23 protein-coding genes, 1 tRNA gene and 1 pseudogene are annotated in these 24945 nt (G+C 73.9%); 11 read left to right on the forward strand and 14 right to left on the reverse strand.

Annotation, left to right across the window (positions count from 1 at the left end):
- Positions 1–25 precede the first annotated feature (25 nt).
- Together Q2K16_RS33230 and Q2K16_RS33235 are read right to left on the reverse strand one after the other, a co-directional pair.
- A pseudogene (locus Q2K16_RS33230) lies at positions 26–196 on the reverse strand (mycothiol transferase); the annotation flags it as partial.
- On the reverse strand, positions 180–323 hold the full coding sequence (locus Q2K16_RS33235; protein ID WP_489671952.1) for a hypothetical protein: 144 nt from the start codon (positions 321–323) through the stop codon (positions 180–182). The gene Q2K16_RS33235 and the pseudogene Q2K16_RS33230, both read right to left, overlap by 17 nt.
- An 81-nt stretch (positions 324–404) precedes the next feature.
- Here Q2K16_RS33235 and Q2K16_RS12170 point away from each other — a divergent pair, with 81 nt between their 5' ends.
- Positions 405–602, forward strand: coding sequence for a hypothetical protein (locus tag Q2K16_RS12170; RefSeq protein WP_088644837.1), 198 nt, complete (start codon positions 405–407; stop codon positions 600–602).
- Between the two features lie 188 nt (positions 603–790).
- On the opposite strand, the gene Q2K16_RS12175 is transcribed toward Q2K16_RS12170, so the two are convergent.
- The gene (locus Q2K16_RS12175; protein ID WP_302745467.1) at positions 791–1939 is read right to left on the reverse strand and encodes a polysaccharide pyruvyl transferase family protein; all 1149 of its coding nucleotides are present in this window, start codon (positions 1937–1939) and stop codon (positions 791–793) included.
- Positions 1940–2162: 223 nt separating this feature from the next.
- Here Q2K16_RS12175 and Q2K16_RS12180 point away from each other — a divergent pair, with 223 nt between their 5' ends.
- A complete protein-coding gene (locus tag Q2K16_RS12180; protein WP_302745469.1) occupies positions 2163–3110 on the forward strand; it encodes a phosphotransferase family protein in 948 nt (315 codons plus the stop codon).
- A 90-nt stretch (positions 3111–3200) separates the two neighbouring features.
- Here Q2K16_RS12180 and Q2K16_RS12185 read toward each other — a convergent pair whose 3' ends face one another.
- The 6 genes from Q2K16_RS12185 to Q2K16_RS12210 form a co-directional block, all read right to left on the reverse strand.
- Positions 3201–3989, reverse strand: coding sequence for an alpha/beta fold hydrolase (locus Q2K16_RS12185; RefSeq protein WP_302745470.1), 789 nt, complete (start codon positions 3987–3989; stop codon positions 3201–3203).
- A 144-nt stretch (positions 3990–4133) separates the two neighbouring features.
- Positions 4134–4205, reverse strand: a tRNA-Val gene (locus Q2K16_RS12190).
- A 128-nt stretch (positions 4206–4333) separates the two neighbouring features.
- On the reverse strand, positions 4334–4801 hold the full coding sequence (locus tag Q2K16_RS12195; RefSeq protein ID WP_302745471.1) for a peroxiredoxin: 468 nt from the start codon (positions 4799–4801) through the stop codon (positions 4334–4336).
- 90 nt (positions 4802–4891) lie between these two features.
- On the reverse strand, positions 4892–5329 hold the full coding sequence (locus Q2K16_RS12200; protein WP_067315614.1) for a DUF3052 domain-containing protein: 438 nt from the start codon (positions 5327–5329) through the stop codon (positions 4892–4894).
- A 113-nt stretch (positions 5330–5442) separates the two neighbouring features.
- Entirely contained in the window at positions 5443–8403 is a 2961-nt protein-coding gene (locus Q2K16_RS12205) for a thiamine pyrophosphate-dependent enzyme (RefSeq protein WP_302745474.1), read from the reverse strand.
- 123 nt (positions 8404–8526) lie between these two features.
- Complete coding sequence (locus tag Q2K16_RS12210) at positions 8527–8931, reverse strand: YjbQ family protein (RefSeq protein ID WP_168222548.1); 405 nt, start codon at positions 8929–8931, stop codon at positions 8527–8529.
- A 206-nt stretch (positions 8932–9137) separates the two neighbouring features.
- Here Q2K16_RS12210 and aceE point away from each other — a divergent pair, with 206 nt between their 5' ends.
- Positions 9138–11876: a pyruvate dehydrogenase (acetyl-transferring), homodimeric type gene (aceE, locus tag Q2K16_RS12215; RefSeq protein ID WP_302745477.1), complete on the forward strand. Its 2739-nt coding sequence runs from the start codon at positions 9138–9140 to the stop codon at positions 11874–11876.
- Between the two features lie 65 nt (positions 11877–11941).
- On the opposite strand, the gene Q2K16_RS12220 is transcribed toward aceE, so the two are convergent.
- On the reverse strand, positions 11942–12388 hold the full coding sequence (locus tag Q2K16_RS12220) for an SRPBCC family protein (RefSeq protein ID WP_302745478.1): 447 nt from the start codon (positions 12386–12388) through the stop codon (positions 11942–11944).
- A gap of 182 nt (positions 12389–12570) precedes the next feature.
- Between Q2K16_RS12220 and Q2K16_RS12225 the strand changes: the two genes are divergently transcribed.
- From Q2K16_RS12225 to gltX, 3 genes are all read left to right on the forward strand, one after another.
- Positions 12571–13896 carry a GH1 family beta-glucosidase gene (locus Q2K16_RS12225; protein ID WP_302745479.1) on the forward strand — a complete coding sequence of 442 codons (1326 nt, stop codon included), beginning with the start codon at positions 12571–12573 and terminating at the stop codon, positions 13894–13896.
- A complete protein-coding gene (locus tag Q2K16_RS12230) occupies positions 13893–15170 on the forward strand; it encodes an MFS transporter (protein WP_302745480.1) in 1278 nt (425 codons plus the stop codon). Before Q2K16_RS12225 ends, Q2K16_RS12230 begins: the two co-directional genes overlap by 4 nt.
- A gap of 153 nt (positions 15171–15323) precedes the next feature.
- Complete coding sequence (gene gltX / locus Q2K16_RS12235; RefSeq protein WP_302745482.1) at positions 15324–16733, forward strand: glutamate--tRNA ligase; 1410 nt, start codon at positions 15324–15326, stop codon at positions 16731–16733.
- A 57-nt stretch (positions 16734–16790) separates the two neighbouring features.
- Here the strand turns inward: gltX and Q2K16_RS12240 are convergent, their stop codons facing one another.
- Positions 16791–17402, reverse strand: a complete 612-nt coding sequence (locus Q2K16_RS12240; RefSeq protein ID WP_302745484.1) for a copper resistance CopC family protein — start codon at positions 17400–17402, stop codon at positions 16791–16793.
- A 223-nt stretch (positions 17403–17625) separates the two neighbouring features.
- Here Q2K16_RS12240 and Q2K16_RS12245 point away from each other — a divergent pair, with 223 nt between their 5' ends.
- Positions 17626–18291, forward strand: a complete 666-nt coding sequence (locus Q2K16_RS12245; protein WP_302745485.1) for a hypothetical protein — start codon at positions 17626–17628, stop codon at positions 18289–18291.
- A 68-nt stretch (positions 18292–18359) separates the two neighbouring features.
- Here the strand turns inward: Q2K16_RS12245 and Q2K16_RS12250 are convergent, their stop codons facing one another.
- From Q2K16_RS12250 to Q2K16_RS12260, 3 genes are all read right to left on the reverse strand, one after another.
- A complete protein-coding gene (locus tag Q2K16_RS12250; protein ID WP_302745486.1) occupies positions 18360–19322 on the reverse strand; it encodes an NADP-dependent oxidoreductase in 963 nt (320 codons plus the stop codon).
- Positions 19323–19358: 36 nt separating this feature from the next.
- Entirely contained in the window at positions 19359–19715 is a 357-nt protein-coding gene (locus Q2K16_RS12255; protein ID WP_302745487.1) for a hypothetical protein, read from the reverse strand.
- Between the two features lie 103 nt (positions 19716–19818).
- The gene (locus Q2K16_RS12260; protein ID WP_302745488.1) at positions 19819–20358 is read right to left on the reverse strand and encodes a hypothetical protein; all 540 of its coding nucleotides are present in this window, start codon (positions 20356–20358) and stop codon (positions 19819–19821) included.
- A 188-nt stretch (positions 20359–20546) separates the two neighbouring features.
- Between Q2K16_RS12260 and Q2K16_RS12265 the strand changes: the two genes are divergently transcribed.
- The 4 genes from Q2K16_RS12265 to Q2K16_RS12280 all read left to right on the forward strand — a co-directional run bounded on the left by Q2K16_RS12265 (position 20547) and on the right by Q2K16_RS12280 (position 24919).
- The gene (locus Q2K16_RS12265) at positions 20547–21731 is read left to right on the forward strand and encodes a sensor histidine kinase (protein WP_302745490.1); all 1185 of its coding nucleotides are present in this window, start codon (positions 20547–20549) and stop codon (positions 21729–21731) included.
- Positions 21728–22393, forward strand: a complete 666-nt coding sequence (locus tag Q2K16_RS12270; protein ID WP_302745491.1) for a response regulator — start codon at positions 21728–21730, stop codon at positions 22391–22393. The genes Q2K16_RS12265 and Q2K16_RS12270 overlap by 4 nt, the downstream gene beginning before the upstream one ends.
- A 133-nt stretch (positions 22394–22526) precedes the next feature.
- The gene (locus tag Q2K16_RS12275) at positions 22527–23606 is read left to right on the forward strand and encodes a cellulose binding domain-containing protein (RefSeq protein ID WP_302745493.1); all 1080 of its coding nucleotides are present in this window, start codon (positions 22527–22529) and stop codon (positions 23604–23606) included.
- Between the two features lie 122 nt (positions 23607–23728).
- Complete coding sequence (locus tag Q2K16_RS12280; RefSeq protein WP_302746454.1) at positions 23729–24919, forward strand: PucR family transcriptional regulator; 1191 nt, start codon at positions 23729–23731, stop codon at positions 24917–24919.
- Positions 24920–24945 lie beyond the last annotated feature (26 nt).

Genomic DNA, 24945 nt, shown 5'->3' on the forward strand with positions numbered 1-24945 from the left:
GGCGGCGATGAGGGGGCCCTGCCGCTCAGACCGCGCCGGTGCTGCCGTCGGTCAGCTCACGGAGGTTGTCGGCGTGCCCGGCGGTCTCCTCGATCATATGCACCATGATCCAGCGCAGCGACACCTTCCCGAGCTGCGGCTGCGCCACGACATGGTCCAGCGGGAACCGGGCGGCCAGCTCACGGGAACGGGCACAGCGCGGTGGCCCGGTGGAAGTCGAGGAACGCGTCGAGCACCGCCCGCTCGTCGTCGGTACGGGCCGGCACCGGGGCGAGCGTCGGATCGATCCGAATTTCGCCATCAGCGGACGATAGCGGCGGCACGTGCCGTCCCGCTGTCCCCCGGTGAACCCGCTGTCCCCGGCAAATCCTGCGGTCCGGCGGCCGGCTTGGCAGGATGGGCGCATGGCTGCGACGGTACGGATTCCCCTGGCGGACGGCCCGGCTGACGGCGAGGCGGTCGACGTCGAGTTGGACAGCAACGAGCGTCCCCCGCTGACCCACCACCACCTCGGCCCGCAGGGTCTGGTCGACGCCCAGATCTACGAGTTGGAGTCCGCCGGCGACCAGTGGCGCTACCGCTGGCGCGGCCCGGCTGTCTGACCCGGCCGGCACAACCGCTCCCCGGTCGTGCCGGTTCCCGGTCCCGGCCGGCCGCCGGGCCGGGTGGTCTGCCGGGCCGGGTGGTCTGCCGGTGGTCGGCCGCCGGTGGGGTCGTGGTCCGCCGGTGGCGTGGTGGGCCCGCCCTTCGGGTGTCGGTACCGTGGCGGTCCGGGCCCCGGGGTCGCCGGTCAGGCGGCCATCCGGGCCAGGGTGCGCGAGCGCAGGCCGTCCAGCACGGCACGGGTGACCTGGGAGGTGCCCCGGGCCTGGTCGCACACCTCGGCGACCCGGAGGGCGGTGGCCTCACGGCGGGACTCCCGTTCGTCCCAGAGCCGGTCGACCTCCGCCAGCAGCGGACCCTCCACCTCCCGTTCCACACCGCGCAGCGCCGGCACCCCGAGCCGCTGGGCCAGGTCAAAGACCTTTCCCGCGTACGGCAGGGGCAGGAACGGGGTACCGACCATCGCCGCGAAGATCAGGAAGTGCAGCCGCATGCCGACCGCCAGGTCGAAGTGCTTCATCAGACCGAGCACCTGCCGGGGCGAGTAGTCACCGTGCAGGATGCGCCCCCGGTCGGCGGCGATCATGTGGGACAGCACCCCGTGCGAGTGCCGGATGTCGTCGCGTTCCATCGGCACGAACAGCACGTGCGCGTCGATCCGCTGCACCAGGAAGTCGCCGATCTGGGCGAGCAACCGGTGGTACCCGTCGACGTCGAGCCGCTCGGCCGCCCGCCCCGGCTCCCGGACACTCAGCCCGACCAGCCGCTTGCCGGCGGGCACCCCCTCCTCGCGCAGCAGCCGGGCGGGGAAATCCTCCGGCTCCAGCAGGAACGCCGGATCGGCGGTGACGGTGATGGGGTTGATCAGCCCGGCCTCCTCCAGCACCATCCGGGACTCCTGGTCGCGGACGGTCACCTCGGTCGCCCCGGCCAGCGTCTCCCGCACCATGCCGGTGTCCACCCCGTCGCTGAGCGGGCCGACACCCACCGCGTACGTCAGCAGGGGCAGGCCGCGTTCCTGGGCGACCCGGACCACCCGCAGGTAGCGGCGGGCCTCCCTGTCGTACAGGATGCCGCCGCCGCCGAGGATGAGCAGGTCGAGCTGGCCGAGCACCTCGGCCGAGTCGACCCGGCTGACGCCCTCCCAGGGCACCGCCTCGACGTCGGGATGGGCCAGCGCGGTGTGCGCCGGGTTCCGGGAGAACACGATGATCCGTGCGTTCGGCTCCTGCTCGCGCAGGTCGGCCAGCAGGCCGGTGAGGATCGCCTCGTCCCCCAGGTTCCGACCGCCGTACGAGCCGAGCACACCGATGGTCAAGCCGGTGGGACCCCTCATCCGTCACTCCTCCCCAGGACCGTCCCCCCGCGCATTCCCCCTCCCACCCCACCCATGCCCCTCCTGCCCGTCCTCCCCCGGACGTAAGCCTCTTGATCACCGGGGCGGGGCGGGAGCGGGGGGAAGGACGGGCGGGAGGGGAGGGACAGCCGGTGCGGGGGTGGGAGGGTTGGGTGGGGTAATCGGGTTGCCTGGGGTGAGGGGTGCTCGCCAGGGTGGGGGGATGGCGGATGGGGGCAGGATCGGGTGGGACGAGTTGCCTGGGCATGTCCGGCAGGCGGTGGAGCGGATCATCGGTGACCGGGTGGTCGAGGCGGTCTCCCAGCCCGGCGGGTACTCCCCGGGCACCGCCGACCGGGTACGGACCGCCGGTGGGCGACGGGCGTTCGTCAAGGCGGTCAGCCCGGCACAGAACCCGGACAGTCCCCGGATGCACCGCGCCGAGGCCCGGCACACCGCCGCCCTGCCCCCGTCCGCGCCGACGCCCCGGCTGCTCGGTTGTCACGACGACGGCGACTGGGTGGCGCTCGTGCTGACCGACGTCGACGGACGGCACCCGTACACCCCCTGGCGGGACGCCGAACTCGACGTGACGCTGCGTACGCTGGAAGCCCTGGCCGGGATGCTCACGCCGAACCCGGTGCCGGGCACGCCGACGGCCGCCGAACGGCTGGCCCACGATTTCGCCGGCTGGCGGCGGATCGCCACCGACCCGCCGTCCCGGCTCGACCCGTGGGTCGCCGGGCACCTGGACGAGCTGTGCGCTGCGGCCGAGCGGGGGCTGACCGGGCTGACCGGGGACACCCTGTGCCATCTGGACGTGCGGGCCGACAACCTGCTGATCGGTCCGGACGGCACGGTCACCGTGGTGGACTGGCCGTGGGCCTGCCGGGGCCCCGCCTGGCTGGACACGGCGCTGTTGCTGGTCAACGTACGGTTGCACGGCGGGCACGACACCGAGGCGCTGCTGCGCCGGCTGCCGCTCACCGCAGGGGCCGACCCGGCCGCCCTGACCGGCTTCTACGCCGGGCTGGCCGGCTTCTTCACCGACAGCGCGCGCCGTCCACCGCCGCCCAACATTCCCACCGTCCGCGCCTTCCAGCAGGCTCAGGCCGACGCCCTCCTGCCCTGGCTGCGCCACCGCCTCTCCCACCCGCAGACCGCCGGTTGACCAAGAGGTTCGCGTCACCGGCGGCGAATTCCGTGACGCGAACCTCTTGATCAACGCGGGCGGAGGGCGCGAGGGAAAAGAGGGTGCGGGTCAGTGGAGTTGGTGGGTGAGGAAGGGGAGGGCCACGTGGGGCAGGAGGGGGGTGGCGGGGATGTCCTGGTGGGTGAGGCCGGGGAGGACCGCGAGGCGGGAGGTCGGGCGAGCGGTGCCGTCGCTGCCCGGGTCGCGGTGGCCGCCGCCGAGCAGCCCGTAGAACTCGGCCATGTGGGCGACCGGGATCGCGTCCGCGTCGGCGAAGACCAGCAGGGTCGGTACGGCCAGCGCCGCCACCTGCGGTGTCCAGTCGTACTCGCGGCGTAGCAGGTCACCGGTCTTGGCCCACAGCACCGGCCAGTCCTGCGGTCGGGGGGCGATCCGTGTGTAGAGCTGGTGCGGGGGCGTGCCGCGCATCCGCTCGCCGGCCCGCTCGTCCTGGCCGGACATGGCAGCCAGCACCTCGGGATACCAGCCCTGCCGCCGGAACGGGGTGGAGACCAGCACCAGCCGGCGCACCAGGTCCGGATGCTGGAGGGCGGTCCGCAGCGCCACCCCGCCGCCGAGGGAGTATCCCAGCAGCTGCGCCCCGGGCAGGTCGAGGTGCCGCAGCAGCGCGGCGACGTCGTCGGCCATCGACTCGTAGCGCAGTGGACGGTCCACGTCGGCGGTGCGGCCGTGGCCCTGCAGGTCGACCGCGATCACCCGACGGCGGCGGGCCAGCGCCGGCAGGATCGGGGCGAACGTCTCCGCCGCGCCGTAGCCGCCGTGCAGCAGCACCAGGGGTGGACCGTCGCCGTGTTCCTCGTACCAGAGCCGCAGCCCGTTGACGTGGGCGTAGCTCACGATGTCACCTCCGGCCGGCGTCGGGATGCGGGCCGCCGGGAAGCCGCCACGGCCACGCCTCCGTCAGACCTGCAGGAGGCGTCCCATCGGCTCAACGATCCGGCCGCCGATGATCGGCGGCCGGCGTCGTTGCTGGTCGAGGTGTGGGCGCGGCAGGTTTCGAACCTGCGACCCCTCGCTTGTAAGGCGAGTGCTCTCCCACTGAGCTACGCGCCCGGAACGCCCGTACGAGCGGGCCGGTGGCTGGCAAGCTTACCTGCCGGCCGCCGGCCCGTCGCAACGGTGTGCCCGGTGGATCACGGTGCCCCGCCCTGCCGGGTGGACCGGGTGCGGCGGGGCGGGGGTCAGGCGGCGACCACGTCGGCGAGGGCCTTGCGCCAGCCCTGCTGGTCGCGCGCCTCACCCGGCATGTTCATCTCGGCGAACCGGACGATGCCGGCCTTGTCGATGACGAAGGTGCCCCGGTTGGCGATGCCGGCGAGGTCGTTGAAGACGCCGTACGCCTGGGCGACCGCCCCATGCGGCCAGAAGTCGGCAAGCAGCGGGAACTGGTAGCCCTCCTTCTCGGCCCAGATCTTGTGGGCGTAGATCGAGTCGACGCTGACGGTGAGCACCTGCACGTCGTCGTTGACGTAGTCGTTGAGGTTGTCCCGCACCTCGCACAGCTCACCCTGGCAGATGCCGGTGAAGGCGAGCGGGTAGAAGACCAGCAGCACGGTGCGGTTGCCCCGGTAGTCCGAGAGCCGTACCTCCTGGTTGTTCTGGTCCTTCAGCAGGAAGTCGGGTGCCTCGGCACCAACCTCGATCGGCATGCGAACTCCTTGGGTCGAGTCTGAGGTGGGTCCAGCCTGCCACACCCGGGGGCGACGCCCCGGGTGCGGGATTGCTCAGTTGGGTACGGCCTACTTGCGGCCCTTGGACCCACGGCGCAGCACCAGCCGGGCGCCGCTCCAGTCCTTGCCGGCGTTGAGGGTCGAGGTCTGCTGGAGCCCGGCGGTCTGCGCCGACTCGGCGACCTCGCTCGGCTCGACGTGCCCGTCCCGGCCGGCCTTCGGGGTCAACAGCCACACGACTCCGGCGTCGGCCAGCGGACCGAGGGCGTCGACGAGGAGCTCGAAGAGGTCACCGTCACCGTCGCGGTACCAGACGAGCACCGCGTCGACCACCTCGTCGGTGTCCTCGTCGACCAGTTCTCCACAGCGGTCGGTCAGGGCGTCCCGGAGATCCTGGTCGACGTCCTCGTCGTACCCCATCTCCATGACGACCATGCCCGGTTCGATCCCGAACCGGTCCGCCAGGAGACGTACCCCGTCGGCGGCCTGACCAGCGGTCGCGCTCACTGTCGCGTGCCTCCTCATCTCGTCCCTGCCCGGTGGCGTCGCGGTGACGCCGTCAGGCAGAGTCCACACAGTTGTGGTCCGTCGCGCAAGTGGCGCACCGGGTGGAACGGAATTTACCGTGCCAGCAGCGTACGGGCACCCTGGGTAATGGCATCCTCGGAGACCAGCACCTGGCGGGCAGCCGGACCTAATGGTACAAACGAGTCAACTGCCGCCACCCGCCGCGCCACCCCCACGTATCCGGCGTCGACCAGCGCCGCGAGAATGCCCTCCCCCACCCCGCCGGAGCGCCGCGTCTCGTCCACCACCAGCACCCGCCCGGTCACCGACGCCTCCCGGATCAGGTCCGCGACCGGCAGCGGGGCCAGCCACCGCAGGTCCACCACCCGGCAACCGATCCCCTCGTCGGCCAGGGTCGACGCCGCCCGCAGCGACATCCGCACCCCGTTACCGAACGTGACGATGGTGACGTCCTCGGCGGAGCCGACGCCGTACACCCGAGCCCGACCGATCGGCGCGTGGCCGGCTGCCCAGGCGGACGGCTCCGGGTACGACCCGAGCCACTCACCGTCACCCGGCTCGTACAGGTCCCGGGTGTGGTAGAGCGCGATCGGCTCCAGGAAGACCGAGACCGTGCCGTCCACCACCGCAGCAGCCAGGCAGGTCCGCAGCAGCGGGCCGGCGTCGTCCGGCCGCGCCGGCACCGCGACCACCAGACCGGGCACGTCCCGCAGTACGGCCACCGAGTTGTCGTTGTGGAAGTGCCCCCCGAACCCCTCCTGGTACGCCAGCCCCGGCACCCGCACCACCATCGGGTTGCGGAACGCCCCCTGCGAGAAGAACTGCAGGGTGGCCGCCTCGCCCCGCAACTGGTCCTCGGCGTTGTGCAGGTACGCCAGGTACTGGATCTCCGGCACCGGCAGCATCCCGGCCAGCCCGGCCCCCAGCCCCAGCCCCAGCACCGACGTCTCGTCCAGCAGGGTGTCGAAGACCCGGGCCGCCCCGAACCGCTCCCGCAGCCCCTTGGTCACCCCGTACACCCCGCCCTTGGCGGCGACGTCCTCGCCGAACACGGCCAACTGCGGGTGGCTGAGCATCCCGTCGGCGAGGGCCGCGTTGATGCTCTGCGCGAGGGTCAGTGGGCCGGCCAGTTCCGGCGGCTTACCGCCGAACGCCTCCGCCCGGCCGGCCGCGTCCGGGCCGGCGGCCCGCTGGGCGGCCTGCGCCACGGCGGCGGCGACCCGCGACGGCCGGCGGGGCGACAGCGGGGCCACCACCTCGGCCGCTGCCGAGAGCTTCGGCTCGTCGAGCACCTCCTCGGCGGTCCGCCGCACCTGCCAGCCCCGCTCGTCGTAGCGGGCCAGCAGTTCCTCCCCGGTGGACACCCCGGACTCGACGAGCAGCCGGGCGGTGGCCAGCACCGGGTCGCGCGCCTCGTCGGCGGCGATCTCGGCGGTGCTGCGGTACGCCCGCTCGGCGTCGGCACCGGCGTGGCCCAGCAGCCGCACGGTACGCAGGTGCAGCACCGCCGGGCGACGGTGCCGGCGCACCCAGCCGGCGGCCTCGGCGGTCACCGCGTGCACGGCCACCGGATCGGTGCCGTCGGCGGTGAAGTACCGCACCCCCGGCCGGGCCCGCAGGGTCCGCTCCACCCAGCCCTCCGGCGACCGGACACTGATCCCCAGGCCGTTGTCCTCGCAGACGAAGAGCACCGGAATCCGCAGGCCGGTGTGGTCGTACCAGCCGGCGGTGTTGAAGGCCGCGGTGGCGCTGGCGTGGTTGACCGAGGCGTCACCGAACGAGCAGACCACGATGGCGTCCCGGGGCCACGGCGAGCGCGGCGGGCCGTCCGGGTCGTCGCGCCGGCCGGCGGTCTCCATCCGGCGCAGCCGCTCCACGGCCAGCCCCAACCCGACCGCCCGGGGCAGGTGCGAGGCGACGGTGGAGGTGGTCGGCACCACGGCCAGGTCGGCGCGGCCGAAGACCTTGTGCCGGCCTCCGGCGATCGGGTCCCGGGTCGAGGCGACCATGCCCCGCAGCACGTCCCGGGCCGCCTCGGCGTACGCCTCCTGCCATCCGTCCAGGTCCGGGCCGCCCACCACCTGCTCCGGGCGGGGGCCGGTGGGGATGACGGTCCCGGGTCCGGCGTCGGCCGGATCTCCCGCCGGGCCGGGCTCGCCGGCGGCGGCGGAACCGACGGACGTGACGGCCTGACCGGAGGGGGCGGCGGCGGAGTTGGGGGCGGCGAGCTGGTGGCGGGGCACCGGTTCGGCGGTGCCGTCGGAACCCACCCGGTAGGCGACCGGGCCGGCCGGGGGCGGCGGCACGGCGACGCCGTCGGCCGTGTCCGCCGGGCGCACCGACGCGGCGTGCGGGTCGTGGACCGGGGCGTCGGGGCCGATCTTCCCGCCCCACCCGGCACCGGCGTCCGACCCGTCAGGCGGACCGGCGTCCACGCTCCCGTCCGGCGGGCCGGCGGCCTCCGGGGCGCCTGGCGGCCCGGCCACGGCGTCCGACGGGCCGGCGGCGTCCGGGTGACCGGCCGGGGAGCCGGCGTCCGGACCTGTGGCGGGCGGGCTGGTCCGGTGCGCCCCGGCGGGCGCGGGGACGCCGCCGGCCGCCGGGTGGTCGCCGTCGTCGGGGGCGTCGGCCGGGGGGTGGTCGTCCCCGTCGGCGTCCGGGTGTCCGGTCACCGCCGCAGGCTCCCCGCCGGCACCGGCGTCGCCACCGGGGAAGTCACCGGCCGCCTGGGCGGCGCGCAGGCAGTAGAAGGCGCCGGAACGGTAGTGCAGCAGGGCGGGGTCGGTGGGGCGCAGCGCGGCGGCCACCGCCGCGTTGGCCTCGTGCCCGGCGGAGCCGATCGTGTAGAAGCCCTCGTCGAAGCTGCGCAGCCACCGCGCGGCCAGGTCGAGCTGGCGGCTGGTCACCTGCGCGTCGAACAGGGCGAGCAACTGTCGCCCGGTCAGCGCGGCACCGGGCCGGACGGGCTGCCCGGGGTCACGCCGCCGCTCGGGCTCGGGCAACGCGCCCAGGGTCTCCCGGAACCGGTCGTCGAGATCTTGCGGGGTGGTCACGCGATCAGCATTACCGACGGAGGCCACGGTCGCCCACTCAGACACGATCCGACCGGGCGTCGGTCGAGACGGGAGACCGGACTGCGCCGAGCGGGCCGGCCGGGTCCGGCCGGGCAGGTTCGGTCAGCCGGGGAGGAAGGAGAAGCGGACCTGGCGCGACGGGTTGTCGCCGTTGGGGTCGACCAGGCAGACCGACTGCCAGGTGCCGAGTTGCAGCCGGCCGCCGAGCACCGGCAGCGTCGCGTACGGCGGGACGAAGGCGGGCAGCACGTGGTCGCGGCCGTGGCCGGGCGAGCCGTGCCGGTGCCGCCAGCGGTCGTCGGTGGGCAGCAGGTCGTCGAGGGCCCGCAGCAGGTCGTCGTCGGAGCCGGCGCCGGTCTCGATGATGGCCACCCCGGCGGTGGCGTGCGGCACGAAGACGTGCAGCAGGCCGTCGCCCTGCCCGGCGACGAACCGTTCGGCCTCGGCCGTGATGTCGGCGACGGTGGGACGGGAACCGGTCCGGACGGTGATCACCTCGCTGCGCATAGGGCGCATTCTGCCGCATCCGTCACGTCGCCGCCGCCGGCCGGGGCGGTGCCGACCACCAGCGTCCGAGGCCGTCGCCCACGCAAGGTTACCGGCGGGTACCTGTGTTCAGCGTCGCGTCTGGGGGAGCAAGAGGTGACGACGGGTGCCACCAGAGGGCAGGATGGCGCTAGAGACCTATCCCACACACAACCGAGGGAACGCCTGTGGCTACGGAACGCAAGCGCCCGGTGATCACCGCTGGTCTGCCGAGCCAGCTTCCGGACATCGACCCTGAAGAGACCGGCGAATGGGTCGAGTCGCTCGACGGTGTCATCGACGAGCGCGGAACCAAGCGCGCCCGGTACGTCATGCTGAGCCTGCTGGAGCGGGCCCGTGAGCGGCAGGTCGGGGTTCCGTCCCTGACCACCACCGACTACATCAACACCATCGCCCCGGAGCAGGAACCCTGGTTCCCGGGTGACGAGCACATCGAGCGGCGGATCCGGGCGTACGTCAGGTGGAACGCGGCGATGCTGGTGCACCGCGCGCAGCGGCCGGAGATCGGCGTCGGCGGGCACATCTCCACCTTCGCCAGCTCCGCCTCCCTCTATGAGGTGGGCTTCAACCACTTCTTCCGGGGCAAGAACCACCCGGGCGGCGGCGACCACATCTTCTACCAGGGCCACGCCTCCCCCGGCATGTACGGGCGGGCGTTCCTGGAGGGCCGGCTCTCCGAGGACCAGCTCGACGGGTTCCGGCAGGAGCTGTCGCACCCGGGCGGCGGGCTGCCGTCGTACCCGCACCCGCGGCTGATGCCGGACTTCTGGGAGTTCCCCACGGTCTCGATGGGTCTGGGTCCGCTGAACGCGATCTACCAGGCCCGGTTCAACCGCTACCTGCACCACCGGGGCATCAAGGACACCTCCCAGCAGCACGTCTGGGCGTTCCTCGGCGACGGTGAGATGGACGAGGTCGAGTCGCTCGGCGCGATCGGCGTGGCCGCCCGCGAGGAGCTGGACAACCTCACCTTCGTGATCAACTGCAACCTCCAGCGGCTGGACGGCCCGGTCCGGGGCAACGGCAAGGTGATGCAGGAGTTGGAGGCGTTCTTCCGGGGCGCCGGCTGGAACGTGATCAAGGTGGTCTGGGGCCGGGAGTGGGACCCGCTGCTCGCCGCGGACACCGACGGCGCGCTGGTCAACCTGATGAACACCACCCCCGACGGCGACTACCAGACCTACAAGGCGGAGTCCGGGGCATACGTGCGGGAGCACTTCTTCGGCCGCGACCAGCGGACCCGCAGGATGGTCGAGCACCTGTCGGACGACGAGATCTGGAACCTCAAGCGGGGCGGGCACGACTACCGCAAGCTCTACGCGGCCTACAAGGCGGCCACCGAGCACACCGGGCAGCCGACCGTCATCCTGGCCAAGACCATCAAGGGCTGGACGCTGGGCTCGCACTTCGAGGGCCGCAACGCCACGCACCAGATGAAGAAGCTGACGCTTGACGACCTCAAGCTGTTCCGCGACCGCCTCTACCTGGACATCCCGGACAAGGTGCTGGAGGAGAACCCGTACCTGCCGCCGTACTACACCCCGGGCGAGTCCTCGGACGAGCTGGCCTACCTGCGGGAGCGGCGCGAGCAGCTCGGCGGTTACCTGCCGTCCCGGCGGAACAGCCACAAGAAGCTGGCGATCCCGGGGCCGGAGCGGTTCGCCGACGTCAAGCGCGGCTCGGGCAAGCAGAAGGTGGCCACCACGATGGCCTTCGTCCGCCTGCTCAAGGACATCATGAAGGACAAGGAGTTCGGCAAGCGCTGGGTGCCGATCATCCCGGACGAGGCGCGCACCTTCGGCCTCGACTCGATCTTCCCGACCGCGAAGATCTACTCGCCGCACGGCCAGCGGTACACCTCGGTCGACCGGGATCTGTTCCTGTCCTACAAGGAGTCGACCACCGGGCAGATCCTGCACGAGGGGATCAACGAGGCCGGCTCGGTCGCCTCGTTCACCGCCGCCGGCACCTCGTACGCCACCCACGACGAGCCGATGATCCCGATGTACATCTTCTACTCGATGTTCGGGTTCCAGCGGACCGGTGACGGCTTCTGGGCGGCGGCCGACCAGATGGCCCGGGGCTTCGTCCTCGGCGCGACCGCCGGGCGGACCACGCTCAACGGTGAGGGCCTCCAGCACGAGGACGGCCATTCGCTGCTGCTGGCCGCCACCAACCCGGCGGTGGTCGCCTACGACGCGGCGTTCGCCTTCGAGCTGGCGCACATCGTGGAGAACGGCCTGCACCGGATGTACGGCGAGGCGCAGGAGAACGTCTTCTACTACCTCACCATCTACAACGAGCCGATCCACCAGCCGGTGGAGCCGGCCGGGGTGGACGTCGACGGGCTGCTCAAGGGCATCTACCGCTACGCGCCGGCCCCGCAGGTCGACGGTCCGAAGGCGAACATCCTGGCCTCCGGCACCGGCATGCAGTGGGCGCTCAAGGCGCAGCAGTTGCTCGCCCAGGACTGGGGGGTGGCCGCCGACGTCTGGTCGGTGACCTCCTGGACGGAGCTGCGCCGCGACGCGGTGCTCTGCGAGGAGCACAACCTGCTCAACCCGGGCGCGGAGCAGCGGGTGCCGTACATCCAGCAGAAGCTGGCCGACGCCGACGGGCCGAAGGTCGCGGTCAGCGACTGGATGCGCGCGGTGCCGGACCTGATCGCCCGCTGGGTACCTGGCGACTACACCTCGCTCGGCACCGACGGCTTCGGCATGTCGGACACCCGGCACGCGCTGCGGCGGCACTTCCACGTCGACGCCGAGTCGGTGGCGGTGGCGACGCTGCGGCAGCTCGCCCTGCGCGGCACGGTGCCGGCCGGCGTCCCGGCCGAGGCCGCCAAGAAGTACGCGATCGACGACGTCAACGCCGCCCCGGTCGGCGAGACCGGCGGGGACAGCTAGCCCCCCACCGGTACGACGCAGGGCCCGGCGCGGCGCGCCGGGCCCTTTCGCGTCGCCGGGTCGGGTCAGCCGACGGCGGCCAGGTCGGTGAGCCGGGCCAGCGACTCCTCCAGGTCGGCACCGACCCGGCGCAGCCCGAGGCGCAGCAGGGCGCCCTTGACCGGGCCGGCCGGCCAGCGGACCACGATCAGCCGGACGACGGTGCCGCCCTCCTCCTCGTCGGCGGTGAGCTGCACGTAGATCTCGGTACGCGCCTCGGCGCGGGCCCCGGCGCCCCGGGCGCGTTCCCGCCAGCCGATCAGGGTGGGTTCCTGGTAGGCGATCACCTCGGCCTCGTGCGCCGAGCCGCGCCCGGCCTGGACGAGTTGTCGTCGGCCGAAGCCCTCCCCCGAGAGGACCTCGGCGGCCCGTACCCCGGCCAACCAGGCGGGCAACTGCTCGGCCCGCTGTACGACTTCCCAGACCGCTTCCACCGGCGCCGTCACCTGCGCACTGCGTTCGACGAGGATCATTCTCTTCTTCCCCCAGTGAGGACATCCGCGATATTCCGCACTCTATGCGCTAAATCGGACTTACCAGGACGTGCTTGGTAAAGACACGCCGAAAACCCTTGCGCCCGCATCGCTTCGTGCCTATGGCGCTCGCGGACTTCGCGCCCTAGAGTGCGAACACGTTTCGCGTTCTGGGAGGGTGGATGACGACCGCACCGATCCCCGGTTTCCCCGCCGGTTTCCGTTGGGGGGTGTCCACCTCGGCGTACCAGATCGAGGGGGGCGCCGACGCCGACGGCCGGGGACCGTCCATCTGGGACACTTTCGCGCACACCCCTGGCCGGATCATCGACGGCAGCACCGGCGACGTGGCCTGCGACCACTACCACCGGCACCGCGAGGACGTCGCGCTGCTGGCCGGGCTCGGGGTGTCGGCGTACCGGTTCTCGATCGCCTGGCCCCGGGTGCGGCCCGGCGGCACCGGCCCGGTCAACGCCGCCGGCCTCGACTTCTACGACCGGCTCGTCGACGACCTGCTGGCCGCCGGCATCGACCCGGTCGCCACCCTGTTCCACTGGGACCTGCCGCAACCGCTCCAGGACGCCGGCGGCTGGCTGAACCGGGACACCGCCGCCCACTTCGCCGAGTACGCCGACCTGACCGCCGCCCGCCTCGGCGACCGGGTGAAACTCTGGATCACCCTCAACGAGCCGTTCATCCACCTGAGCCTCGGCCACGGCACCGGGGAACACGCCCCCGGCCAGACCCTGCTCTTCGACTCCTTCCCCGCCGCCCACCACCAACTGCTCGGGCACGGGCTGGCGGTGGCCGCGCTGCGCGCCCGCAGCAGTTCCCCGGTGGCCATCGCCAACAACTACTCGCCAGTCGTCCGCCACGGCGACACCGACGCCGACCGGGCCGCCGCGGCGGCGTACGACGCCCTGCACAACCACCTGTTCACCGACCCGCTGCTGGGCCGGGGCTACCCCGACGGCTTCGACCCGGGCGTGGTACGCGACGGCGACCTGGCGGTGATCGCCGCGCCGCTGGACGTGCTCGGCGTCAACTACTACAACCCGACGGGGGTACGCGCCCCCGAGGAGGGCTCCCCGCTGCCGTTCGAACTCGTCCCGCTGGAGGGCTACCCGCTTACCGCGTTCGACTGGCCGGTGGTCCCCGACGGGCTGCGTACCCTGCTCGTCGGCCTGCGCGACCGGTACGGCGATGCGCTGCCCCCGATCCAGATCACCGAGGGCGGCTGCGCCGTCGACGACGTCCCGGACGCCGACGGCCGGGTGCCCGACCCGGACCGGATCGCCTACCTCGACGGGCACCTGCGCGCCCTGCTGGCCGCCATCGACGAAGGCGTCGACGTGACCGGGTACTTCGTCTGGTCGCTGCTGGACAACTGGGAGTGGGCCGAGGGCTTCACCAAGCGCTTCGGCCTGGTGCACGTCGACTTCGCCACCGGGACCCGCACGCCCAAGTCCTCGTACGCCTGGTACCGGGCCCAGGTCGGCCGGGGGTGACCACCGTCGACCCGACGCCGGCCTCGCTGCCGGCGGCGCTCGCCGACCCGGTCGTCCCGGTCCGGCGCGGCTGGATCGCGTTGATCTTCGCGGCCAACCTCGGCGTCTGGATGGCCTTCTTCACCCCGATCCAGGTGCTGCTGCCGCAGCAGGTGGAGCGGATCGCCCCGGCCGACAAGGAGGCGATGCTGGCCGTCGTCACCGGGCTGGGCGCGCTCGCGGCGGTGCTGGCCAACCCGCTCGCCGGGGCGCTGTCGGACCGCACCTGCCTGCGCGTCGGCGGGCGGGAGTTCGGCCGCCGGCACGTCTGGACGGCCGGCGGCGCGGTGCTCGGCGCGCTGGCGCTGGTGCTGCTGGCCCGGCAGCAGACCATCGCCGGAGTGGCGCTGGGCTGGGTCGCCGCCCAGGTCTGCTTCAACGCGATGCTGGCCAGCCTCACCGCCGGCATCCCGGACCGGGTGCCGGTCGTGCAGCGCGGCGGCGTCTCCGGCTGGGTGGGCATCCCGCAGGCGCTCGGCCTGGTGCTCGGCGCGGTGCTGGTCACCGCCCTGGTCAGCGGCACCGTGCCCGGCTACACGGCGATGGCGTTGGCGGTGCTGCTGCTGTCGCTGCCGTTCGCGTTCCTCACCCCCGACGACCCGCTGCCCCGGCAGCACCGCCCGCCGCTGCGGCTGCGCGCGTTGGTCGCCTCGATGTGGATCGACCCGCGCCGGCACCCGGACTTCGCCTGGGCCTGGATCACCCGGTTCCTGGTGCAGATCGGCAACGCCCTCGGCACCCTCTACCTGCTGTACTTCCTCACCGACGGGGTGCGCTACCCCGACCCCGAGGGCGGGCTGCTGGTGCTGATCCTGCTCTACACCCTCGGCATGGTGCTCACCGCCGTGGTCGCCGGGATGCTGTCCGACCGGTCCGGCCGGCGCAAGGTCTACGTGATCGTCTCCGGGGTGGTGATGGCGGTGGCCGCGCTGCTGCTGGCGGTCGCGCCGACCTGGCCGATGGCGCTGGTCGCGGCCGTGCTGCTCGGTGCCGGCTACGGCGTGTACCTGTCGGTCGACGCGGCGCTGATCACCGAGGTGCTGCCGCGCGCCACCGACCGGGCCAAGGACCTCGGCGTGATCAACATCGCGAACTCCGCGCCGCAGGTGCTCGGCCCGGCGCTCTCCGCCCCGATCGTGGTCCACCTGGGCGGCTACCCGACGCTGTACGCGGTGACCGCCGTGGTGACCCTGCTCGGCAGCGCCCTGGTCCTCAAGATCCGTGGCGTCCGCTGACCCCCGTCCGCGACCCGGCCGCTTCCGGTCCCGGCCGGATCGGGGCCGCCGCCCGCGGGTCGGGCCGCCCGTCGACGGCGGGCCGGGCGCGGACCGGGCGGCGTCCCGGCCCCCTGGCGGAACGCGGTCGCGCCCGCCCGTAGGCTGGACGGCGTGACGGTACGTGTGCGCTTCGCCCCTTCCCCGACCGGTATGTTCCACGTCGGCGGCGCCCGCTCGGCGCTCCAGAACTGGATCTTCGCCAAGCAGCAGGGCGGGGTGTTCGTGCTGCGCGTCGAGGACACCGACGCCGCCCGCAACAAGCCCGAGTGGACCGAGGGCATCCTGTCCGCGCTGGAGTGGATCGGCATCGCCCGGGGCAGCTACGAGGGCCCCTACTTCCAGTCGGCGTACGCCGGTGAGCACCGGGCCGCCGCCCGGCGGCTGCACGACGCCGGCCGGGCCTACTACTGCGACTGCACCCGGGAGGCGGTGCAGGCCCGTACCGGCTCGCAGTACCAGGGCTACGACGGCTTCTGCCGGGACCGGGGCCTGCCGCCGGGTGCGGGGCGGGCGCTGCGCTTCCGTACCCCCGACGAGGGCGCGACAGTGGTGGTCGACCTGATCCGGGGCGAGCCGACCTTCGAGAACAAGCTGATCGAGGACTTCGTCATCGCCCGGGGCGACGGCTCCCCGGTGTTCCTGCTCGCCAACGTCGTGGACGACATGACGATGGGAATCACCCACGTGATCCGGGCCGAGGAGCACCTGCCGAACACCCCGAAGCAGCAGCTCCTCTGGGACGCCCTGGGCGTCAAGCCGCCGATCTGGGCGCACGTGCCGGTGGTGGTCAACGAGAAGCGGCAGAAGCTCTCCAAGCGCCGCGACAAGGTCGCTCTGGAGGCGTACCGGGACGAGGGTTACCTCGCCGCCGCGATGCGCAACTACCTGATGCTGCTCGGCTGGGCGCCCTCGGGCGACCGGGAGATCGTGCCCTGGTCGGTGATCGAGGAGGAGTTCCGGTTGACCGAGGTCAACCCCTCCCCCGCCTTCTTCGACGAGAAGAAGCTGCGCGCGTTCAACGGCGAGTACATCCGGGCCCTGCCGGTCGACGAGTTCGTGGCCGCCTGCCAGCCGTGGCTGACCGGCACCGGCACCATCGCCCCGCCGCCGTGGCAGCCGGCGGAGTTCGACGCCGCCGCGTTCGCCGCGGTGGCTCCGCTGGCGCAGACCCGGATCGCGGTGCTCAGCGAGATCGTGCCCAACGTCGACTTCCTCTTCCTCGCCGACCCGCTCATCGACGAGGCGGCCTGGGCGAAGGCGATGAAGGAGGGGGCGGCCGAGCTGCTCGACGCGGCCGTCGCCGGCTACACGGCGCTGGAGTCCTGGGACGCGGAGTCGCTGAAGGCGACGCTGGAGGCGGTCGGCGCGCAACGCGGCCTGAAGCTGGGCAAGGCGCAGGCCCCGGTCCGGGTGGCGGTCACCGGCCGTACCGTCGGTCTGCCGCTGTTCGAGTCGCTGGAGGTGCTCGGTCGGGAGCGCACCCTGGCCCGGCTGCGCGCCGCCCGGCTCCGTCTGGTCTAGCCGCCACGGCACGACGCGGGGCCCACCGGTTGCCGGTGGGCCCCGCGTCGTGTCCGGTCAGGTCCGGGTGGAGCGGCGTCGGTGCAGGAACAGGCCGGCGGCGAGCGCGGCGAGCAGCACCAGGGCACCGGCCGCCGCCCAGAGCCAGCCCCGGCCGGCGTCGTCGGTGCCGGCGGCGGCGACCGGGGTGGCCGACGGGGAGTCGGACGCCGCGCTGCTCGGTGTCGGCGAAGGGGTGGGACTGGTCGACGGGGTGACCGACGGCGACGGGGGCGCGGCGGCGGTGCCGGCGGTGAGGGTGAACCGCACCTCCCCCTTGACCGGGTGGCCGTCACTGGACGGCAATTGATAGTCGACGATGTAGAGACCGGCCGCGCCCGGAGCGAACGGCACCCTGACCCGGCTGCCGGAGAAGGTCGGTTCGCCACCGGCGGCCGGGATGTTGTCCGGCCCGGTCACTGTGACCTTCGTCCTGTCCGGATCGAGTTTGGCCAGGAAACGCAGCTCGACCGCGGCCGGCGCGGTGGCGACCTTGGCCCCGTTGGCCGGATTGCTCCCGGTCAGCGAGTTGTGTGCGAACGCCGGCGACGCCGGCAACAGCGCCACGCCGAGCGCCACACCGACGAGCATTGGCACCGCCCGCACCAGCCGTGGGACCCTGCCCCCCATGAAGCCCTCCGCAAAGGTACGATCCGCCCGCTGATCACGCGGCTGAGAATTGGTCGTTCCAGGATCGCAGATAGTTCCACATGTTGTTCCCAGAGCTGCATCCGAGCGATGTTCCAGGAAGTCTGTGCGGTGGGGCCGGCGCTGCCCGGTCACGCACCGATGCCGACCGACCCGCACGTGACCCGCAGCACAGCCATCCATCGAACGGGGCGAGGAGGCGGCGATGGTCGACAGGGTGAGGCGGCTGCTGGCAGCGGTCGCCGTGGGCGTGGCGGCGGCGGTGCTGCTCGGCACCGGGCCGGCGGCGCAGGCGGCCGGGGCGCACCGGGCGACGCCGAAGACGCCACCCGCCGGAGTGGACATCACCGGGGTCGGGCTGACCGAACCCCTGCGCCTGCGCACCGACACCGCCCCGACCCATGTGGTCGCGGTCATCGACCAGGTCAGCTGGTTCGGCCGCACCGGTGAGGCCAAGGGACCCAAGGCGGCCGACCTCGGTCCGAAGTACACCATCGTGGTGCTCGCCGGGGACGCACCCAGGCAGACGTTCGACCTCTACCCGCTGGCCAAGGGCGGCCCCCGGGCCTTCCGCCCGGCCAAGCAGCCCGACCAGCGCAAGACCACCGCCGGCTGGTTCCTCGGCCGGCTCACCATGTCCGAGACGCTGCGCGCCGCCGGGGTGCCGCTGGAGCCGCAGCTCGACACGGTCAGCGGCGGCGTGGGTGGCGGCGAACGGACCCTCTCGGACGACGTCCTCAACCCCGGTCGGGACATCGACGACGCGATCGCCGAACTCCAGCGGTTGCTGCTGCTCAACGTGGGCGTGATGCTGGTGATCACGCTCGGCCTGGCGGGCATCGCCCTGCTGGTCCGCCGCCGCACCCGCTGACCACCGGCCGGCTGCCGACACCGGTCCGGGACGGCACCGCCGGCCCCGGTGCACCACGCCCGGTGCGGTCAGGCCGGCCGGTCGGCCGCCGTGCCCGCCGCCGACCACACCGCCAGCACCACCTTGCCCCGGACGTGCCCGGCCTCGACCAGCCGGTGCGCGTCCGCGGCCTGGGCCAGCGGGAGCACCCGCTCGATGTGGACGGTGAGCCGGCCCGCGTCGACAAGCGAGGCCAGCAGCCCCAGGTCCGTCGAGGACGGCTGCACGAACAGGTAGCTGCCGCCGAGCCGGGTGACGTGTTCCGGGTCGGCGGCGGAGACCAGCCGGGCCGGGCGGGACAGCAGGGCCGCCGAGACGTCCAGCGCCGCCCCGCCGAACAGGTCGAGCGCCACGTCCACCCCGTCGGGCGCAAGCGCGCGGAGCCGGTCGGCCAGGCCGTCGCCGTGAGCGACCGGTTCGGCACCCAACGACCGGACGAAGTCGTGGTTGGGCGGGCCCGCCGTGCCGATCACCCGGGTCGCCCCGAGCGCCCGCGCCACCTGCACCGCGAGGTGCCCCACCCCGCCCGACGCGCCGTGCACCAGCACGGTGTCCCCCGCGCCGGTGCCGGCCATCCGCAACGCCTGGTAGGCGGTCAGCCCGGCCAGCGGAAGGCCGGCCGCCTCGACCCAGGACGCCTGCGACGGTTTGACCGCCAGGCAGCGTTGCGGGGCGGGGACCAGTTCGGCGTAGCTGCCGTACTGGAGGTGGTCGCGGCGGACGTACCCGATCACCTCGTCGCCCACGGCGAACCCGGTCACCGCCGGGCCGGCCGCCACCACCACGCCCGCCGCGTCCCAGCCGGGCACCAGGGGGAAGTGCGCGGGGATCGCCCCGGCCAGCTGCCCGGCGCGGACCTTCGCGTCGACCGGGTTCACCCCGGCGGCGCGTACCCGCACCAGCACCGTGTCCGGCCCCACCGGGGGGTCGGGCAGTTCCCGCAGGGTCAGCCGGTCGGCCGGACCCCACCCGTCGATCGCGATCGCCTGCACGTCACCCACGCTAACGGCCGAGGGGCCGTCAGGTGATCAGCACCAACGGTGTGGCGGGCGTTGGACGCGCTGCCGACGCCGGCCGGGGCGGACCGGGCCGTGCCGGTGGGCGCCGGCCCATCCGGCCAGGTCGCTGCGGCAGGCGCGGGCCGGGGTGTCCGGCTGACCCGTCGGGCCGGGTTCCACCGCCGCCGGTCGGGACGTCGGGGCGTCGGCGGTCTCGACGCCGCGTTGGCGGGGCAGTGTCAGCTCGTCGTCGGCCCGTTCGGCCGCCCGACAGACCTGCTCCGTCGCCAGCCGGCGGTGCGGTCGGGCCGCCCCGGGCTGGTCGTGGTGGCCCGGCCGGCAGGGCTCGCCCTGGGCGCAGCCGTGGTCGGCCTCCCCGTGCGCCATCCCGGTCTCCTCACACTCGCGTCGCCCGCCGGGACGACACCCCGGCGCGGCAGTGCCACCGTACTGGCCGGCACCGACGCGCCGTGCAGCGCGTACCCCGGTGTCAGGACTTCGGGCGACGCGGGAAGATCGTCTCCCAGACCGGGAACGCGACCAGCCAGATCAGCAGCACGACGGTGAGGGTGCGGATCCAGTTCGCCAGTTCCCGGGTGCGCTCGGCGTCACCGACGACGACGATCGCGGCGGCCAGCAGGGCGCAGGAGACCGCCCAGCCGAGCAGTCCCTTACCCCACTCCCGCCACTCGTAACGGGCCCGCGCCCAGCCGTACCTGGGTGGTTTCACCGGTGGCGGACCGCCCGCGAAACGGTGGGCGAAGCGCTGGTCGGCCCACCGGACCAGGGAGTGCCCGAACGCCACCGAGAACCCGAGGTAGACGGCGGCCAGCCCGTGGGTGGCGTCCGCGGTGGCCCCCCGGCGCAGGTCCACCGCCGCCGCGCCCAGGAGCACCAGGTCGACCAGGGGGACGCAGACCAGCAGCGCCGCGCCCAGCCGTGGCCGGCGCAGCGGGTACCGGGCGACCAGCCCGGCCACGAGCAGCACCCAGAACCCGATCTCACACCCGACGATGACCGCCAGCAGCATGTTTACCTCCCCGTCCCGATCCAGCGTGCCGGGGCGGGCCGGCGGTCACCTCACCGGCGGGGACGAGTTCCGGGTCCCTCCTTCGGCGGAGTGGCGGCCCGCCGTACCCCCTTCGGCGGACGGCCGACCGGACGGTCTCCTCCGCAGGTGGGAGGGGCGTCGACCCGGGGTGTGGTGGGATCGGGACCATGCGGATGCCGGGCTGGGTCGGCTCCGGCCGGCCGGGACGTGACCTGGCCCTGGCCGGGGTGTCCCTGGTCGGCGGCCTGGCGGCCTACGGCGTCGGCCTGCAACCCCAGTTCCCCTGGGCGCCGGACGTGCCACGGGCGTCCTTCCTGGTGCCGCTGCTCGCGGTGAGTGTGGCGGTCGGGCTGCGCCGGGTGGCCACCCGGACCGGCCTGGCGGTGGGCACGGTGGCGGTGCTCGCCGACGCCGCGCTCGGCGTGTCCGTGGGTAGCACGGTGATCTACACCCAGGTGTTGTACGACACGTGCGTGTACGGCCCGCCCCGGTGGTGGCGCTGGCTGCTGCGGGTCACCGTCGGGCTCAGCGTCGGCGGGACGGTGGTGGGCATGCTCTGCTGGGGCTGGCGGGGTGCCGCCATCGGGATGCCGTTCGCGCTGCTCGGGGTGCTGCCGGTGGTCACCGGGATCAGCGTGCGGCAGTACCGGGACCAGGCGGCGACCGAACGGGCCCGCGCCGAGCAGACCGCCCGGCTGGTCGAGTTGGACCGGCGGCAGGCGGTGCTGGCCGAACGGGCCCGGATGGCCCGGGAGCTGCACGACGTGGTGGCGAACCAGCTCAGCGCGGTAGCCCTGCACGCCACCGCCGTGCTCGCCGCCCCCGGGCTGGACCGGCCCCGCATCGACGCGGCGCTGCGGGTGATCCGGGAGAGCAGCGTGCAGGGCATGGCCGAGATGCGGCAGCTCATCGGGCTGCTGCGGGAGCCGTCCGTGGACCCGGCGCAGGAGGCCACCCGGGTCCGGCTGGACGAGTTGGACCGGCTGCTGGCCCGGATGGCCGGGGCCGGCCTGCGGGTCCGGGCGACGGTGCAGGGGCCGCCCCGGGAGCTGCCGGTCGGGGTCGACCTGGCGGCGTACCGGATCGTGCAGGAGTCGTTGACCAACGCGTTGCGCCACGGTACGGGCACCGCGGAGCTGACCGTGGCGTACCTGCCGACGGAGGTGGCGGTGACGGTGGAGAATCCGGTCCGCTCCGGCGGGCCCGGTGCCGGCGCGGGGCTGCCGGCCGGGGGTGCGGGCCTGATCGGGATGCGGGAGCGGGCCGCCCTGCTCGACGGCGAGTTCACCGCCGGCCCCCGGGACGGCTGCTGGCGGGTGCGGGCGACGCTGCCGGCCGGGGAGCGGCCGTGACCGCCCCGGTCCGGGTCGTGCTGGCCGACGACCAGGCGGCGGTCCGGGCCGGTCTGGTGCTGATCCTGGCCGGCGCGCCGGAGATCGAGGTGGTGGGCGAGGCGGCCGACGGGGAGGCGGCGGTGCGGCTCTGCCGTGAGCTGCGTCCCGACGTGGCGGTGCTGGACATCCGGATGCCCCGGTTGGACGGGGTGTCGGCGACCCGGGAGATCGTCGCCGCCGGCACCGCCGACGTGCTGGTGCTTACCACCTTCGACCTCGACGAGTACGTCTTCGGCGCGCTGCGCGCCGGGGCTGCCGGTTTCCTGCTCAAGGACACCGACGCGGCCGGCCTGGTGGCGGCGGTGCGGACGGTGGCCCGGGGCGAGGGGGTGATCGCCCCGGCGCTGACCCGGCGGCTGATCTCGGCGTTCGCGGCGACCGCGCCGGGCGTCGACGGGGCGGACCACGCCGCGGTGGCCGGGTTGACCCCCCGGGAGCGTGACGTGTTGGCCTGCCTGGGCGTCGGCCTGTCCAACCGGGAGATCGCCGACCGGCTGGCGGTGGCGGAGAGCACCGCGAAGACCCACGTGAGCCGGGTGCTGGCGAAGTTGGCGCTGCGCAGCCGGGTGCAGGCGGCGATCCTGGCGCAGGAGCTGGCGCTGCCCGCACCCCCACCATGACATAGATTCATATCTATTGACTGACGGTCCGCGGCGGTCATAGGGTGCGAGCGGAACCATGGGCTTTCCGGCCGGCGACCGTGGTCAGACGCCGCGCCCGACCGGAGCTCCGACGGGGATCGGAGGAATCGTCATGATCGCGTCCAGGCGGTCCGTCCTGACGGCGGCCGGCATCCTCGCCGGCACCACCGTCGTCGCCCTCGGCATGACCACGGTCGCCGGTGGCGCGCCCGCCACGGCCACCCCGGCCGGCGGCTGCACCGCCACCGTCCGGGTCGACTCCCGCTGGGGCAGCGGCACCGGCGGCGGCCAGATCGTCACCTTCACCGTCGCCAACACCGCGTCGTCGACCGCCAACCGGTGGACGGTCACCTGGCCGCTCGCCGACGGCCAGCGGATCGTGTCGTCCTGGAACACCTCGGTCAGCGCGACGGATGGCACCGCGACCGCGACCAACGCGCCGCACAACGGGGTGCTCACGCCGGGCGCGTCGACCACCTTCGGCGTCCAGCTCGCCGGCCCCACCACCGCACCGACGCCGAGCTGCGCCAACGACGCCGCCCCGCCGACCACCGCCAGCCCGCCGACCGGGGCCGACGTCACCGTCCGCGAGGCCGACAACCAGCGCACCGTCACCCTGTTCGTCGGGCAGACGCTGGGCGTGACCCTGGCGGCCGACCACCTGCCGGTCACCACCACCGGCAACGCGCTGACCCCGGTGTCGACCAGCGGCGGCTACCCGACCGGGCAGCCCCTCGTGGCGACGCTGCGGGCCGTGGCCCCGGGTACCGCCGAGCTGACCACCAGCACCGACCACGCCTGCCGGCACGCCACTGCGCCGTGCGCCCTGCCGACCGTGCTGTGGACGGTGCACGTCGCGGTCATCGAGCTGCCGCCGACCGACGGCGGGCAGACCGTCGTCGTCTCCGCGCCCGACAACCAACGCGACCTCACGCTGCGCGTCGGCGACACGCTCGTGGTCAGCCTGCCCAGCAACTACCTGCCACCGACGCTCTCCCCCGCCGGGGTCGTCGTGGCGGGCGCGGTGACCGGCGGCTACCCGAGCGGCCAGCCGCTCGTCGCCCGCTACGTGGCGACCGCACCCGGCCGGGTCGACGTCTCCACCATCACCGACAACCTGTGCCGGCACCAGCCGACCCCCTGCCCGTCGCCCCAGGTGCGCTGGGTGGTGCACGTCACCGTCACCAACTGACCGGCACGCCGCCGACCTGCGCCCCGACGCCCGGCGACCCGCCCCCGGCGGGTCGCCCCGGAGCCGGCGTCGAGTCCCTGCTCAGGGCATGTCACGCTGGAGCGGTGAGCGAGCCGGACGGGATGGGACTGACGGCCACCCTGCGCCGGATCGAACGGGCGGCGGGGGCGCTGGCCACGGCCAGCGTGGTCCGCATGGACGAGAGCCTGCCCTGGTTCCGTGAGCTGCCGGCCGAGCAGCGCTCCTGGGTGATGCTGGTGGCGCAGGCCGGCGCCCGGTCGCTTGTCGAGTGGCTGGGTTCCGGCGGCGGCACCACCGACAGCACCCAGGAGGTGTCCGACGAGGTCTTCGCCACCGCGCCGCTGGCCCTGGCCCGGTCGATCAGCCTCCAGCAGACGGTGGCGTTGATCAAGGTGACCATCGACGTGGTCGAGGAGCAGGTGTCGCACCTGGCCGCGCCCGGCGAGGAGCAGCAGCTGCGCGAGGCGGTGCTGCGGTTCTCCCGGGAGATCGCCTTCGCCGCCGCCCGGGTCTACGCCCGCGCCGCCGAGTCCCGGGGCTCCTGGGACGCCCGGTTGCAGGCGCTGCTGGTCGACGCCCTGCTGCGCGGTGACTCCCCCGACGTGCTGGCCAGCCGGGCCGCCGCGCTGGGCTGGGCGGACGCCCCGCCGGTGGCAGTGGCGGTGGGGCGGTCCCCCGGCGGGGAGGTGTCCGCCGTGCTGCACACCGTCTACCGGTACGCCCGCCGGATCGGGGTGGAGGTGATCGGCGGCGTACACGGCGACCGGCTGGTCATCGTGCTCGGCGGCGCGGCCGATCCGTTGGCCGCCACCGAGAAGCTGCTCCCCGGGTTCGGCGACGGTCCGGTGGTGGTCGGTCCCGCCGTACCCAGTCTGGACGAGGCGACGGACTCGGCGCGGGCGGCGCTTGCCGGCTACCGGGCGGCCCCGGCCTGGCCGACCGCGCCCCGGCCGGTGCCGGCGGCCGACCTGCTGCCCGAGCGGGCCCTCGCCGGTGACGCCGAGGCCCGCCGCCGACTGCGCCACGACGTGTACGCCGCCCTGGTCCGCGCGGGCGGGGAACTGCTGGAGACGTTGGACGCCTTCTTCGCCGCCGGCGGGACGCTGGAGAGCGCCGCCCGCGCCCTGTTCGTCCACCCCAACACGGTGCGTTACCGACTGCGTCGGATCGCCGAGGTGACCGGATTCTCCCCCCTGACCCCCCGGGACGCGTTCGCGCTCCAGGTGGCGCTGACGGTCGGCCGGCTGGACCCGATCGTCCCGACGGGCGCACCCGGTCCGAGCCAGAAATGACGCCGGGTGACCGGTGAGCAGGGCCA

It is taken from the genome of Micromonospora cynarisoli, assembly GCF_030518815.1.
Taxonomy (GTDB): domain Bacteria; phylum Actinomycetota; class Actinomycetes; order Mycobacteriales; family Micromonosporaceae; genus Micromonospora; species Micromonospora wenchangensis.